The 14690-nt window shown below is 66.7% G+C and carries 14 protein-coding genes; 8 read left to right on the top strand and 6 right to left on the bottom strand.

Features of this window, described 5'->3' with window-relative positions:
* Window positions 1–19: 19 nt before the first annotated feature.
* The 6 genes from rsmG to rpmH all read right to left on the bottom strand — a co-directional run bounded on the left by rsmG (window position 20) and on the right by rpmH (window position 3676).
* Complete coding sequence (rsmG, locus tag QRN16_RS10315) at window positions 20–724, bottom strand: 16S rRNA (guanine(527)-N(7))-methyltransferase RsmG (RefSeq protein WP_027505948.1); 705 nt, start codon at window positions 722–724, stop codon at window positions 20–22.
* A gap of 187 nt (window positions 725–911) precedes the next feature.
* Window positions 912–1517 (bottom strand): Jag family protein, encoded by a 606-nt coding sequence (locus tag QRN16_RS10310; RefSeq protein WP_081821301.1) that lies wholly within the window; start codon window positions 1515–1517, stop codon window positions 912–914.
* A gap of 71 nt (window positions 1518–1588) precedes the next feature.
* Complete coding sequence (yidC, locus tag QRN16_RS10305) at window positions 1589–2692, bottom strand: membrane protein insertase YidC (protein WP_027505946.1); 1104 nt, start codon at window positions 2690–2692, stop codon at window positions 1589–1591.
* 4 nt (window positions 2693–2696) lie between these two features.
* Complete coding sequence (gene yidD, locus QRN16_RS10300) at window positions 2697–3020, bottom strand: membrane protein insertion efficiency factor YidD (protein WP_037186004.1); 324 nt, start codon at window positions 3018–3020, stop codon at window positions 2697–2699.
* A gap of 65 nt (window positions 3021–3085) precedes the next feature.
* On the bottom strand, window positions 3086–3508 hold the full coding sequence (gene rnpA, locus QRN16_RS10295) for a ribonuclease P protein component (protein ID WP_051613399.1): 423 nt from the start codon (window positions 3506–3508) through the stop codon (window positions 3086–3088).
* Window positions 3509–3532: 24 nt separating this feature from the next.
* Window positions 3533–3676 carry a 50S ribosomal protein L34 gene (rpmH, locus tag QRN16_RS10290; protein ID WP_027505944.1) on the bottom strand — a complete coding sequence of 48 codons (144 nt, stop codon included), beginning with the start codon at window positions 3674–3676 and terminating at the stop codon, window positions 3533–3535.
* A gap of 549 nt (window positions 3677–4225) precedes the next feature.
* Here rpmH and dnaA point away from each other — a divergent pair.
* From dnaA to gyrB, 8 genes are all read left to right on the top strand, one after another.
* Window positions 4226–5788 carry a chromosomal replication initiator protein DnaA gene (gene dnaA / locus QRN16_RS10285; RefSeq protein ID WP_027505943.1) on the top strand — a complete coding sequence of 521 codons (1563 nt, stop codon included), beginning with the start codon at window positions 4226–4228 and terminating at the stop codon, window positions 5786–5788.
* A 498-nt stretch (window positions 5789–6286) separates the two neighbouring features.
* Complete coding sequence (dnaN, locus tag QRN16_RS10280; protein ID WP_027505942.1) at window positions 6287–7471, top strand: DNA polymerase III subunit beta; 1185 nt, start codon at window positions 6287–6289, stop codon at window positions 7469–7471.
* 46 nt (window positions 7472–7517) lie between these two features.
* Window positions 7518–8423, top strand: coding sequence for a phosphogluconate dehydrogenase (NAD(+)-dependent, decarboxylating) (gnd, locus tag QRN16_RS10275; protein WP_027505941.1), 906 nt, complete (start codon window positions 7518–7520; stop codon window positions 8421–8423).
* Window positions 8424–9689 (top strand): DNA replication/repair protein RecF, encoded by a 1266-nt coding sequence (gene recF / locus QRN16_RS10270; protein WP_285186387.1) that lies wholly within the window; start codon window positions 8424–8426, stop codon window positions 9687–9689.
* Window positions 9686–10231, top strand: a complete 546-nt coding sequence (locus tag QRN16_RS10265) for a DUF721 family protein (RefSeq protein ID WP_285186385.1) — start codon at window positions 9686–9688, stop codon at window positions 10229–10231. The genes recF and QRN16_RS10265 overlap by 4 nt, the downstream gene beginning before the upstream one ends.
* 154 nt (window positions 10232–10385) lie before the next feature.
* On the top strand, window positions 10386–11249 hold the full coding sequence (locus QRN16_RS10260) for a metal-dependent hydrolase (RefSeq protein WP_285186383.1): 864 nt from the start codon (window positions 10386–10388) through the stop codon (window positions 11247–11249).
* 26 nt (window positions 11250–11275) lie between these two features.
* The gene (locus QRN16_RS10255; protein ID WP_502943998.1) at window positions 11276–12370 is read left to right on the top strand and encodes a PDR/VanB family oxidoreductase; all 1095 of its coding nucleotides are present in this window, start codon (window positions 11276–11278) and stop codon (window positions 12368–12370) included.
* A gap of 253 nt (window positions 12371–12623) precedes the next feature.
* Window positions 12624–14663, top strand: a complete 2040-nt coding sequence (gene gyrB, locus QRN16_RS10250; RefSeq protein WP_027505936.1) for a DNA topoisomerase (ATP-hydrolyzing) subunit B — start codon at window positions 12624–12626, stop codon at window positions 14661–14663.
* The last annotated feature ends 27 nt before the right edge of the window (window positions 14664–14690 follow it).

Genomic DNA, 14690 nt, shown 5'->3' with positions numbered 1-14690 from the left:
CGATCGATCCACGCAAACGTCAGCGTGAGCCGGCGGAGAACTTGGGGACGCGGTTACCACGCACAGCGCGCTCCGCGCGTACAACGATAGTCGGTGTGGGAACGACGCCCTCACCACACTGCAACACCTGGAAGTTCTTCGCGCCTATCCGTGTGAGCGTCCCGGAGTCGCGATCGATCTCCTCCTGCGCCGTGCTGCCCTTCAAGGCGAGCATCACGCCGCCCTCGTGCACGAGGGGCAGGGACCAGCGCGCCAACTTCTCCAACGGGGCAACCGCACGCGACGTGACGATGTCACAACCGCCGGCTTCTTTGATGACGCCCGGCTGCTCGGCTCGTCCGCGCACCACCGTCACGTCGAGACCGAGTTGCTCCACGATCTCTGCGAGATACACCGTGCGCCGTAGGAGCGGCTCGACGAGGAACACGGACAGATCCGGTCGAGCGATCGCGAGCGGGATCCCTGGCAGCCCGGCACCACTGCCGACGTCGACCACGCTGGCGCCCTCGGGGATGAGCTCTCCGATCACGGCGCAATTCAGGAGATGACGCTCCCACAGCCGAGGGACCTCGCGCGGACCGATCAATCCTCTGACGACACCGTCACCCTTCAGGGAGTCGTAGTACGCCCGAGCCGTGTCGGCACGGTCACCGAACACTCGAACGATGGCATCGTCGACCCACGCTGGAGTCGCGGACTCTTCCTCATGTTCCACGTGAAACATCCTCTCGCGTCGTCCTGAGTGGTCGTGAACCACACTCGTGTAATTCTGCTGACGCCGGGCGCCACGCGCTGGAGGCAGTCTAGTGACGACCGCAGACATTCCTCACCCGCCGAGACGTCGTCCGACCCCGGGCACGAGAAAGGGGCGCGGTCCGTGGACCGCGCCCCTTGTCGACTCCGTCGTCAGATCACTCCTTGACGACGACCACGTGTCGATTCGGCTCGACGCCGTCACTCTCACTCGTCACACCGGCGATCGTCGCCACAGCGTCGTGCACAATCTTGCGCTCGAACGGGGTCATCGGCTCCAGAGGTTCGCTGTCACCGGACGCCGCGACGCGCTCAGCGGCCTCGGTTCCCAGTCGCGTCAACTCCTCGCGGCGGCCCGCACGCCATCCGGCCACATCGAGCATCAGCTTGCTGCGGTCGCCCGTCGACTGCTGCACAGCGAGACGCGTCAGTTCCTGCAGTGCGTCGAGTACCTCACCCTTGCGACCGACCAGCTTGTTGAGATCCTTGCCGCCGTCGATGCTGACGACCGCACGGTCACCCTCCACGTCGAGGTCGATGTCGCCGTCGAAGTCGAGGACGTCGAGCAACTGCTCCAGGTAGTCGCCCGCGATCTCGCCCTCTTCGACGAGGTAGTCCTCGGCGTCACCCTCGGGCTCGTCCGCCTCTGTGTCTGATTCCGGGGTCACGGGAGCAGCGGCCACCACGGTGTCGTCTGCCGAGGCCTCGACCTCGGGTGTGCTCTGCTCGTCCGTCTTCGAATCGATGGTCACGTTGTCGTCCATTTCCGTTCGCACTCGTATCACTTCACGTGGTTCTGGTCCGCGGGCGGACCGGCAGGGTCACGACGGCCGGATCAGCGGCGCTTCTGCTGCTTGGGTCGCACCTTGCCGGGAGGAGTCTTCTTCTTCCGAGGAGTGGTGGCGCCGTTGGTGGCCGCGGTGCCCGGTGTCGGGTTCGACTCCGATGATGCCGTGTCACTGCCGGTGTCCGTGGTCGATTCTGCCGCGACGGCGCGGGTGGGCTTGGCTCCCGGTGCCGGCTTCTTCTTCAGAGCGTCAGGGCGCGCACCGGGCTTCGGAGCGTTCTCGTTCCGGCGCTCCAGAGCGGCTTCCTTCTTCGCCGCCTCTTCCTTGTCGATGCGACCGAAGACGAGGTGCTGCTGCGCGTAGGTCCACACGTTGTTGCTCACCCAGTACAGGAGGATGGCCACGGGGAGGAACGGGCCACCGACGAGCACGCCGAGCGGGAACACGTACAGGGCGAGCTTGTTCATGATCGCGGACTGCGGGTTGGCCGCAGCTGCCTCGCTCTGACGCGCCACCGACGCGCGCGAGTTCAGGTGGGTCGCGATGCTGGCGATGATCATCAGCGGGATCGAGACGGCGAGGATCGGACCGATCGACGGGATGCCGCCGAACGGCTCGAACGCGCGCAGCTGCGACTCGGGTGACGTGATGGCCGCCGAGATGGGCGCACCGAACAGACGTGCCGACAGGAAGGACTGGACGTCCTCGACGCTGAAGAAGTAGTTCGGAGTCTCGGCGTTGACCTCCGGGCTCAGACCCAGCTGCCCGATTCCGGTGCCGGTGCGGTTGAACGACCGGAGCACGTGGAACAGGCCGATGAACACCGGCGCCTGTGCGAGCACGGGGAGGCAACCCATGATCGGGTTGAAGCCGTGCTCCTTCTGGAGCTTCTGCATCTCCACGGCCAGCTTTTGACGGTCCTTGCCGTACTTCTTCTGCAGAGCCTTGATCTGCGGCTGAAGTTCCTGCATCTGGCGCGTCGTCCGCACCTGCTTGACGAAGGGCTTGTAGAGGATCAGACGCAGTGTGAAGACGAGGAACACCACGGACAGCGCCCAGGCGAAACCGCTGTCCGCGCCGAGCACGGCGCCGAACACTTTGTGCCAGACCCAGAGAATTCCGGATACCGGGTAGTAGATGAAGTCGAGCACGGCTCTATGTACTCCTCTGTTGATTCACCCTCACGGGGTCACGAGACTGCGGGCAAGCGTGGTCGGTGTCGGTGGGCACCGCGTCGGCACCACCCCGGAGACGACGCGGGGGTGGAACGGGATCCCACCCACCAGGGTGCCAGGGCGCGCACTTCAGGAGGCGGACGACCGCCAGAACGGCACCGACGACGAACCCACGGGTGCGGAGCGCCTCCACGGCGTACTCACTGCACGTCGGCGTGAATCGACACGTCGGAAGGCGAAGAGGGGAGATGTAGGACCGGTACCCCTCGATGATGAGGATGACCGATCGGGCCGGGAGAGACATCAGCCGACGCAGGAGGCTCCGGTCGGACGCAGGCTCGACCGGGACCGGATTCGCGGACTCCGTCATCACGTCTCGGACCGGCCGAGGGCGCGGGGGCGCTCGGCGGGAACCGGGTGAGAGGAGTTCATCGCGCGCATCGCTCCGAGTCGTCGCAGACCCGACGCCAGCTGGCGTTCGAGTTCGGAGGACGCCGCGGTCGCTGCTCCGGGCAGTGCCCGCACGACCACGTCGACATCCGACTCGACGAGAGGAAGCATCGAGCTGCAGATATGACGAAGCCGGCGTGCGACTCTGTGTCGAGTCACCGCCGGCCCCACTGCTTTACTGACCACGAGCCCGAAACGCGGGTGTCCGGAAGAGACGAGAGCGTTCTCGTCCCCCCGGAACCTCAGGTGCACGACGATGTCGTGGCGTCCTGTACGGCGGCCGCGGCGCACCGTCGCCTGGAAATCCGACGACTGGTGCAGCCGATGCTGCTCAGGTAACACCCGAGCGTTCCGGTTACCGGGAAATCAGGCGGTCAGCGACGCGCGGCCCTTGCCGCGACGAGCCGACACGATCGCGCGACCGGCACGCGTGCGCATGCGCAGACGGAAACCGTGCACGCGTGCACGACGACGGTTGTTCGGCTGGAACGTCCGCTTGCCCTTGGCCACGGTGGTACTCCTCGAGATATCGGCAGTCCCGAGGACTGCCGGTGGTGTGCTGATGGTCGCGAGTTCGGCGAACTCGAGTTCGGTGGCCACTCGCGCAGGAGAACGGCAGGACCGATCCACGCATGTCGCGGGTGACCGTTCGAGGGTACTGACGGCGTCGAACGAGGTCAAACCGCGCTACCCCGGGGACGGTGCTCCTGTCACGATGACACGCCTCGAGCACGACGACGACCTCGCGGCGGCAGGAGAGGACCGTTCGTCTTGTTGTGCGCCGACGAGCCTGCTAACTTCGCTGTGCGGGTGACGACGTCTCGCCCCGTCGGTGGGGATCTCTCACCAAGGCTCTGCATCGCCGCAGGTCAGAACGCCGCTGCTCCGGCACGTCTCCGTGCGAGATGCCGTCGAGCTACACCGGTGTCGTTTGTCCACAGCTGTGGATAATTATGTGGAAACACAGGTCGAGTGGCATATTCGTGTCGTCGGCGGGGCCCTCGAGGCACCGCAGCATCATCGACGGCCGCGGTCACGCCACGGCCCTGGGGAGGCACCGTGGAGGACGATCCGGACGTCTTGGCCGCTGTATGGCCGAGCGTCGTCGCCGAGCTCACCGCGGAGTCGAATTCGGGGTCCTCTCTGTCTCGCGCCCAGAAGGCGTGGCTCGCTCTCGTCCGCCCCATCACTCTGGCGCAAGGTTTCGCTCTGCTCTCGGTTCCGTCGCCGATCGCGCAGGAGGCAGTCGAGCGCGGTCTGCGTGAACCCATCCTCGCGGCCCTCGGTCGCCACCTCGACCGCCCGGTCGAGGGGCTCGGTGTCCGGCTGGCGCCCGGAGCGGACGCCGACCTCTCGGACGTTCCCACGCCCGTCGACACCGAACGTCGCCCCGACACCGCACACAGTGCACCCGTGTATCGCCGGCGCCTGCTCACCGAGTCCACCGCGGGCGAGCCGTCCGACTCCGAGAGCAGTGACTACGGCGATCACGAGGAGGTCGACGACGACCGGGACGCTCTGACCAGCGTCCAGAACTCGTGGCCCACCTCGTACACGGTGCCGCCGCGCTCGACGTCCACTCCGACGGGCAGCACCAGCCTCAACGCGAAGTACACGTTCGACACCTTCGTCATCGGCGCCTCCAACCGGTTCGCCCACGCGGCCGCCGTCGCCATCGCGGAGGCTCCGGCGCGGGCGTACAACCCGCTGTTCGTCTGGGGTGCGTCCGGACTGGGGAAGACGCACCTGCTGCACGCCGCCGGACACTACGCCCAACGTCTGTTTCCCGGCATGCGTGTGAAGTACGTGTCCACCGAGGAGTTCACGAACGACTTCATCAACAGCCTTCGAGACGACCGCAAGGTGGCGTTCAAGCGCCGCTACCGCGAGACGGACGTCCTGCTGGTCGACGACATCCAGTTCATCGAGGGCAAGGAAGGTATCCAGGAGGAGTTCTTCCACACCTTCAACACGCTGCACAACGCGAACAAGCAGATCGTGGTCTCCTCCGATCGGCCGCCCAAGCAGCTCGCGACCCTCGAGGAACGACTGCGCACCCGCTTCGAGTGGGGCCTCATCACCGACGTGCAACCGCCCGAGCTCGAGACGCGTATCGCGATCCTGAGCAAGAAGGCGCAGATGGACCGCCTCGACGTGCCCCACGAGGTGCTCGAACTCATCGCGAGCCGGATCGAGCGGAACATCCGTGAGCTCGAGGGCGCGCTCATCCGAGTCACGGCCTTCGCGTCGCTCAACGGGCACAACCTGGACACCGCGCTCGCCGAGGCCGTTCTCCGAGATCTGATGCCGGACTCGACGGGACTGGAGATCACGGCGGCGACGATCATGGCCGTCACCGCGGAGTACTTCGACACCTCGATCGAGGAACTGTGCGGCCCCGGCAAGGCCCGCGCGCTGGCGCAGGCGCGACAGATCGCGATGTATCTGTGCCGCGAGCTGACCGATCTGTCGCTGCCCAAGATCGGTCAGACGTTCGGCCGTGACCACACCACCGTCATGTACGCCGACAAGAAGATCCGCAAGGAGATGGCCGAGCGGCACCGTACGTACAACCAGGTGCAGGAGCTCACCGCTCGCGTGAAGCAGCGCTCCAAGCGCTGACCCCTCCGAGTGTCCACGGCCGTTCGACTCGCCCCCGCGGCGATGCGGGCGGCCGTTCTCGTCGGTACGGAGCCCCGAAGGGAGACGAGTTCGGCCGGGATCCGGGCCGATTCTGCTCGATACACACCTGTGGACAACTGTGTGAATAACGTGGATACCCCGGGGATGAAATCTGTAGTTCGCACCGAGTCCACCGTCCGTCCACATGTGACCCGCACCGAGCCCGTCGTGATGCCCGGGTTCATCCTCGAGCCGCCACGCCGTGCCACCAGCACCGGACAGGGTCGGTCCACAGATTCCACAGGACCTATGACTACTGCTTGTATTTCTTCCTAGGAACATCTCTTTGAAAACAGGGTGGGGACGGATCCATTCACAACCGCCTCCGAGGCCTCGGATCGAGACCAACCCCGACTTTTCAGCACGCGCTCGAGGGCATACGGTGTGGTTTGCCCACCGACTCGTGTGGAGCAGGTCAGCGAGAGGATCAACCGGGCGATGGAGCTTGGCAGTGTGAAGTTTCGAGTTGCTCGAGAAGATTTTTCCGATTCGGTGGCCTGGGTGGCGCGATCACTCCCGTCCCGTCCCGCGGTTCCCGTCCTCGGCGGTGTGCTGCTGTCGGTCGACGACTCCGGACTGACGGTCTCCGGCTTCGACTACGAGGTGTCGGCCCAGGTACGCGTTCCCGTGGAGGTCGCCGGCGGAGGCCAGGTGCTCGTGTCGGGCAAGCTGCTCGCCGACATCACGCGCTCGCTGCCGAACAAGCCGGTCGACGTCTCGGTCGACGGGACCAAGGTGCTCATCACGTGCGGCAGTGCCAAGTTCTCGCTTCCCACGATGCCGGTGGAGGACTACCCGCAACTCCCCGAACTGCCGTCGCAGACGGGCACCGTCCCGGTCGACGTGTTCGCCGAGGCCATCAGCCAGGTGGCCATCGCCGCGGGCCGTGACGACACGCTCCCGATGCTCACCGGTATCCGCATGGAGATCGACGGCGACTCCGTGGTGCTCGCCGCTACCGACCGGTTCCGTCTCGCCGTGCGCGAACTCGACTGGACTCCGGCCGCACCCGGTACGGCCGCGGCGGTCCTCATCCCCGCCAAGACCCTGTCCGAGTCCGCGAAAAGCATTGGCGGAGGCGCGGAGTCGGGCGTCGAGCTCGCTCTGGGCTCCGCATCGCACATCGGCAACGACGGCCTCCTGGGCATCGTCAGCGACGGCCGCCGCACCACCACCCGCCTGCTCGACGCAGAGTTCCCGAAGTTCCGGCAGTTGCTGCCGTCCGAGCACACCGCGGTCGCCAGCGTGCCCATCGCTCCCCTCCTCGAAGCCATCAAGCGTGTCGCTCTGCTCGCCGAGCGTGGGGCGCAGGTCCGCCTCGAGTTCTCGGCCGACACGGTCACTCTGTCCGCCGGCGGCGACGATGCAGGCCGGGCCGAGGAGTCGATCGAGGCGAACTTCCAGGGCGAGCCCCTGGTGATCGCGTTCAATCCGGGGTATCTCATCGACGGTCTCAACTCGCTGCACTCCGAGCGGGTGTCCTTCGGGTTCACCACACCGAGCCGGCCCGCAGTGCTGCGCCCGGCGGGTGAGGACGAGCTCGAGCCGGACGAGACCGGAACGTTCAGCGCACCGAAGAGTGCGTACACGTACCTGCTCATGCCGGTACGCCTTCCGGGCTGAGTCGCTCGCGAGGCACCGGCGCAGGTCCATCGAAAGGAAGCCACGCATGAACATCGGGTTGGTCGGTCTCGGCAAGATGGGCTTCAACATGCGTGAGCGCTTGCGGCGCCACGACATCGAGGTCACCGGTTACGATCCGCGGCCGGAGGTCACCGACGTCGAGTCGCTCGAGGCCCTCGCCGCCGCGCTCCCCGCTCCCCGCATCGTCTGGGTGATGGTGCCGTCCGGCCCCGTCACACGCGACACCGTCACCACTCTGGCCGGCGTGCTGTCCGAGGGCGACCTCGTGATCGACGGCGGCAACTCGCGCTTCACCGATGACGCGGTGCACGCGGAACTGTTGTCCGCGAAGGGCATCGGCTATGTCGACGCCGGCGTCTCGGGCGGCGTCTGGGGCCTGGAGAACGGGTACGGCCTCATGGTCGGCGGTGCTGCTGCGGACGTCGAGCGCGCCATGCCCGTGTTCGATGCGTTGCGTCCCGAGGGAGAGCGGGCGGACGGCTTCGTCCACGCCGGCCCGGTGGGCGCGGGTCACTACGCGAAGATGGTGCACAACGGTATCGAGTACGGCCTCATGCACGCCTACGCCGAGGGGTACGAGCTCCTCGCCGCGGAGGATCTCATCGAGGACGTCACCGGTGTGGTGCGTGCGTGGACCAAGGGCACCGTCGTACGGTCGTGGTTGCTCGATCTCCTGGTGAAGGCTCTGCAGGAAGATCCGGGCTTCACCGACATCTCCGGCTACACACAGGATTCCGGTGAAGGACGCTGGACCGTCGAGGAGGCGATCCGACACTCGGTGCCGGCTCCCGTCATCTCCGCGGCACTGTTCGCGAGATTCGCGTCGCGACAGGTGGATTCGCCCGCCATGAAGGCGGTGTCCGCGCTGCGCAACCAGTTCGGTGGACACGCGGTGCAGCGTGCCCCCAACACGGAGAGCACCGGCGCGTAAGTGTTCGTCCGCTCGGCGACCCTGGTCGATTTTCGTTCCTGGCAACAACTCTCGGTGGATCTCGCGCCGGGGGTGACGGTGTTCGTCGGTCCCAACGGCCACGGGAAGACCAACATTCTCGAGGCACTGGGGTACGTCGCGACGCTGTCGTCGCACCGGGTGTCGGCCGATGCTCCGCTCGTCCGGACGGGTGCGGAACGCGCTCTCGTGCGGGCGTCCGTCGTCAACCTCGGTCGCGAGCTCACCGTCGACGTGGAGATCAACGACGGGCGGGCGAATCGCGCTCGCATCAACACTTCTCCGGTGCGGCGGACACGGGAGGTGCTGGGCATCCTGAACACGGTGTTGTTCGCACCCGAGGATCTGGCGATGGTGCGCGGCGATCCGAGCGAGCGGCGCCGCTACCTCGATGAGCTGATCGTCGCGCGGTCTCCTCGAATGGCCGCTGTCCGTGCGGATTACGACCGCGTTCTCCGGCAGAGGTCCGCGCTACTCAAGAGCGCGAGCGGGGTTCTGCGACGCGGATCGTCGTCGAGCGACGGCGCGAACGCGTTGGCCACGCTCGACGTGTGGGACGGGCAGCTCGCCGGCTTCGGTGCCGAGATCGTGGAGCACCGGCTGCGCGCGGTACGCGACGTCGGTCCCTTCGTCGTCGACGCCTACCGCCGGATCGCACCGTCGTCGCGGCCTGCGGCCATCGCGTACCGGAGCAGTCTCGCCGACGCCATGCCCCCCGAGATGCTCGCGCTGGATCGAACGGAGGAACCGGACGACGTCGAGGTGCTCGAAGCAGCCTTCCTGCAACAGCTCTCGGTGATGCGGACACGGGAGATCGAACGCGGTGTCACCCTCGTCGGCCCGCATCGTGACGATCTCGACCTCGTACTCGGAACCGATCCTGCCAAGGGGTTTGCGAGTCACGGCGAGTCGTGGTCCTTCGCACTGTCCCTGCGGCTCGGCGCTTTCGAGTTGCTGCGTTCCGAGGGTTCGGATCCCGTGCTCCTCCTCGACGACGTCTTCGCCGAACTCGATCGTGCGCGGCGGACCGCCCTGGCGGGGGTCGCGGTGACGGCGGAGCAGGTGTTGGTGACCGCGGCAGTGCCCGAGGACGTTCCGCCCGAGTTGCGAGCGCGCCGCATGGACGTCCGTGCCCACGAGACCGAGGGTGCACGCAGATCGGAACTGACCGAGGTGTCCGGGTCGGATTCTGTCGGAGGCACGTCCGATACTGATGTCGACACGAGCCACGTGGAGGAGGAGTCATGACGGACGAGACGCCGTCCGGCAGCGGTCCGGCCGAGCCCCCGCTGCGCGGAGCGGACATCGCGCGGCGCGCGCTGGAGAACGCGCGTGCGGCGGCCAAGGCCAACGGCAAGGCCGTGGGGCAGGGTCGCGCGTCGACGCAACGCCGGCCGCGACGGTCGCGCACCTGGTCCGGCTCGAGGCCCGACGACCGTGATCCGCAGGCACTCGGGTCGCTCGCGAAGACGCTCGCCGCGTCGCGTGGCTGGTCGGCGAAGGTGGACGAGGGCACGGTGCTCGGCCGGTGGCCCCAGGTGGTGGGTGAGGACATCGCGGCGCACGCGGAGCCGGTGTCCGTCCGGGACGGCGTGCTGGCGGTGTCGGCGGAGTCCACGGCGTGGGCGACCCAGTTGCGGTTGATGCAGTCGCAGATCCTCGCGAAGATCGCCGCGTCCGTGGGCCACGGTGTGGTCACGTCGCTCCGTATCACCGGCCCGGCTGCGCCCAGTTGGAAGAAGGGCGACCGTCACGTGTCGGGTCGCGGACCTCGTGACACCTACGGGTGAACCCCCGGGCCCATTGATCGATGTCACGAGGGTGCGTAGCGTTTCACGGGGAAACGACCGGACGTGGTGATCGGGGACAGCGTCACGGTGGATCCGATCCGAACTCGCGCTCTGCGGCGAATGATCGAATGATCAGCCACGAAAGGACCCGATGATGAACGACGATCCAGGACCCGTCGTCCTGCAGGCGCGCAACGTCTCGTTCGACTGGGAGTCCATGCGCATGCACTACATGGACGGTGACCCCCTGGCCACGCACCTCATGAACGTGATGCACCTGTTCCTCCCCGAGGGCGAGGAGTGGTTCGTGCGCGTGTTCAAGGAGGCGCTGCCGTTGATCCACGACGAGAAGCTGCGCGCCGACGTGATCGGCTTCATCGGCCAGGAGGCCATGCACGCGCAGGCGCACTCCGGCATCCACACGTTCCTGGCCGACCAGGGCCTGGACCCGGCGCCGTACGTGAAGCAGATGGAGTACGTCTTCCGGGTCGCTCTCGACAAGAGGTCGACGAACACCAAGAACAGCCTCGTCGAGCGCCTGGCTCTCATCGCCGCCATCGAGCACCTCACGTCGTTCCTCGGCATGTGGGTGCTGACGGAGAAGGGCCTGGACGAGGCGGACGTGGATCCCCGCATGTTGGACCTCGTGCGCTGGCACGGGGCCGAGGAGGTGGAGCACCGCGCCGTGGCCTACGACGTGTTGCATTACTTCGACACGCGTCGGTTCCGCCGCACGCGTACCTACCTTCTCGTCGCACCGACCGTCGTGGTCATGTGGGGCCGCGGTCTCCGCTTCCTCATGAAGAACGATCCGACGCTGACGGACGATCAGCGCAGCTACACGCTGAAGCAGATCAGGGCCGTCACGCAGCGCGGGTTGTTCCCCACCGCCAAGGCCGTCGGCAAGGCGTCCGTGCGGTACCTGCGGAAGGACTACCACCCGTCCAAGGAGGGATCCACCTCGTTGGCAGTCGCGTACCTCGCCACCTCCCCGGCGGCGAGGGCCGCCACGGTCTGATGGGCGATCGCACGTTCGCACGAGCCATGGCGGCCGTGCGCGAGTACCGCGCGTCCCGGACGATTCCCGAGGATCTGCTCGGCAAGGGCGGCATGGACGAGTCGCTGGCGCAGATCACGGACGGGCTGGACAAGCTGTTCGCCATCCTGGATCACTCGAAGTACAAGGCGCGTGCGGCGCCGGTCCAGACGCGGACGCACACGATGGCGGTCTCCGAGCGTTTCACGCTGTGCCGGGACGAGAACGTGGTCGGGCTGACGCTTCGCCGAGTCGACGGCGGTGACGTCCCGCCGTGGCATCCGGGCAGCCACCTCGACCTCGTGCTCCCCTCGGGGCGTCGCCGGCAGTACTCGCTGTGCGGTGACCCGCTCGAGAAGGACGCGTACTCGATCGCGGTGCGACTGGTACCGGACGGCGGCGGCGGTTCGGCCGAGATGCACACCCTCGAGGTGGGAGACAGACTCTCGGTCACCGGTCCGCGCAACGCTTTTCCGTTCTACGCGTCCGGATCCGCGTTGTTCGTGACCGGTGGTATCGGCATCACCGCGATCATCCCGATGGTGCGGCGGGCCCGTGCCCTCGGCATGGACTGGCATCTGGTCTACAGCGGACGCTCACGGCAGTCGATGCCGTTCCTCGACGAGGTGTCGACGTGGGACCAGGAGCGTGTGACCGTCCGGACCGACGACGTCGACGGGTTGCCCACCGCAGCGGATCTTCTCCGCCACGCGCCGGACGGCGGATCCGTCTACTGCTGCGGTCCGCCCCCGATGCTGGCTCTGGTGCGCGAGGGTGTCCCGGCGACGGGAGCGACGCGTCTGCACTACGAGCGGTTCTCGCCGCCGCCCGTCGTCGCCGGATCCCCGTTCAGTGTCGAACTCGCGTCGTCCGGGACGGTGCTCGACGTCGCGGCGGACCGGACGGCACTCGACGTGATCCGCGAGTTCGTCCCGGGTGTGCCGTACTCGTGCCGCCAGGGCTTCTGCGGAACGTGCAAGGTGAAGGTTCTGGCCGGCGCTCCCGAGCACCGGGACCGACGCCTCGCCGACGACGAGCGCGAGGATCACATGCTGATCTGTGTGTCGCGCTCCGCGGGCGAGCGGCTGACGCTCGATCTCTGACGCGCGGAGCCCTCGTACCCACGAAATGAACCGCGGAACACGAGAAAAGTCCGTCTCCGACGCAATGAGGGGCCGTTTCGGGTGTCGACGTGAGCCGCGACCCACGCTTTACCGGTACGATGGACCGGTAAAGACCACCGAGCGCGAGGGGCATGCGTCCCCGAGCGCATTTTTTCGGGTCGAGGTCCTCTGCCGTCCTCACCGAGCGAGGTGAGTGTCGGGGGAGCGTAGTCGAGAAGGAGAACAGCTGACCGTGGCTGACCCCAAGGCAGGCAAGAGCGACAAGCCGAAGGAATACGACGCGTCGTCGATCACCGTCCTCGAAGGACTCGAGGCGGTACGCAAGCGACCCGGTATGTACATCGGTTCCACCGGAGAGCGCGGCCTGCACCACCTGATCTGGGAGGTCGTCGACAACTCCGTCGACGAGGCGATGGCAGGTCATGCCACCACGGTGGAGGTCACCCTTCTCGCCGACGGCGGCGTGCGGGTCGTCGACGACGGTCGCGGTATCCCCGTCGGCATGCACTCCTCGGGCATACCGACCATCGAGGTCGTCATGACTCAGCTGCACGCCGGCGGCAAGTTCGACTCCGACTCCTACGCGGTGTCCGGCGGCCTGCACGGCGTGGGTATCTCCGTGGTCAACGCTCTGTCGACGACCCTGCTCGCGCAGGTCGACAACGACGGCTTCCACTGGGAGCAGACCTACACGCGATCCGTCCCCGGCGAGCTGATCAAGGGCGAGCCGACGAAGCGCACGGGTACGGCGATCTCGTTCTGGCCGGACGCGGACATCTTCGAGGAGACCGTCTTCAAGTTCGACACGGTCGCGCGTCGCCTGCAGGAGATGGCGTTCCTGAACAAGGGACTCACCATCGTCCTCACCGACGAGCGCGCCTCGGACATCGAGCGCATCGCCGACGAGGCCTCCGAGAGCGAGCTGGCGGAGACGCCCAAGGCGGACGCCGAGGAGCCGTCGGGAGCACCGGCCAAGATCAAGACCCGGACCTACCACTACCCCGGTGGTCTCGAGGACTACGTCCGCTACATCAACCGTGCGAAGACGCCGCAGCATCCGTCGGTCATCGGTTTCTCGGCCAAGGGCCCGGGCCACGAACTCGAGATCGCGATGCAGTGGAACTCGACGTACGCGGAGTCCGTGCACACGTTCGCCAACACGATCAACACGCACGAGGGCGGTACGCACGAAGAGGGGTTCCGCTCCGCGCTGACCAACGTCGTGAAGAAGTACGCCAACGAGAAGAAGCTCGTCAAGGAGAAGGACGGCATCCTCACCGGAGACGACATCCGCGAGGGTCTCGCCGCCATCATCTCCGTCAAGGTCGGTGAGCCGCAGTTCGAGGGCCAGACGAAGACCAAGCTCGGCAACACCGAGGTGAAGTCTTTCGTGCAGAAGGCCGCCGGCGAACACCTCACGCACTGGTTCGAGGCGAATCCCGCCGAGGCCAAGCTCATCATCTCCAAGGCCGTCGCCTCGATGCAGGCGCGCACAGCTGCTCGTCGTGCGCGAGATCTGGTGCGGCGCAAGAGCGCCACCGACATCGGTGGACTGCCGGGCAAGCTCGCGGACTGCCGTTCCAATGATCCGTCGAAGTGCGAGATCTACATCGTGGAGGGCGACTCGGCCGGCGGCTCCGCCAAGTCCGGTCGCGACTCGATGTATCAGGCCATTCTTCCGTTGCGCGGCAAGATCATCAACGTCGAGAAGGCCCGCATCGACCGTGTCCTCAAGAACACCGAGGTCCAGTCGATCATCACGGCGTTCGGCACCGGCATCCACGACGAGTTCGACATCGCGAAGCTGCGCTATCACAAGATCGTGCTGATGGCCGACGCCGACGTCGACGGCCAGCACATCTCGACTCTGTTGCTCACCTTGCTGTTCCGCTTCATGCGGCCTCTCGTGGAGCACGGCTACGTCTACCTGGCCATGCCGCCGCTGTACAAGCTCAAGTGGCAGCGAGGTGCGGATCCCGAGTTCGCCTACTCCGATCGGGAGCGCGACGGACTGATCGAGGCCGGCCTGGCGTCGGGCAAGAAGATCAACAAGGACGACGGCATCCAGCGCTACAAAGGCCTGGGCGAGATGAACGCGAAGGAACTGTGGGAGACCACGATGGATCCGAGCGTGCGCGTGCTGCGTCAAGTGACTCTGGACGACGCTGCCGCCGCCGACGAACTCTTCTCCATCCTCATGGGTGAGGACGTCGAGGCCCGCCGCAGCTTCATCACCCGTAATGCCAAGGACGTTCGTTTCCTCGACGTATAGGCGCTCCGCGCCCCGAGCGCCGCGCTA

This window comes from Rhodococcus sp. MEB041 (assembly GCF_030208955.1).
Lineage (GTDB): Bacteria > Actinomycetota > Actinomycetes > Mycobacteriales > Mycobacteriaceae > Rhodococcoides.
This window is presented reverse-complemented; position numbering and strand designations above follow the sequence as displayed.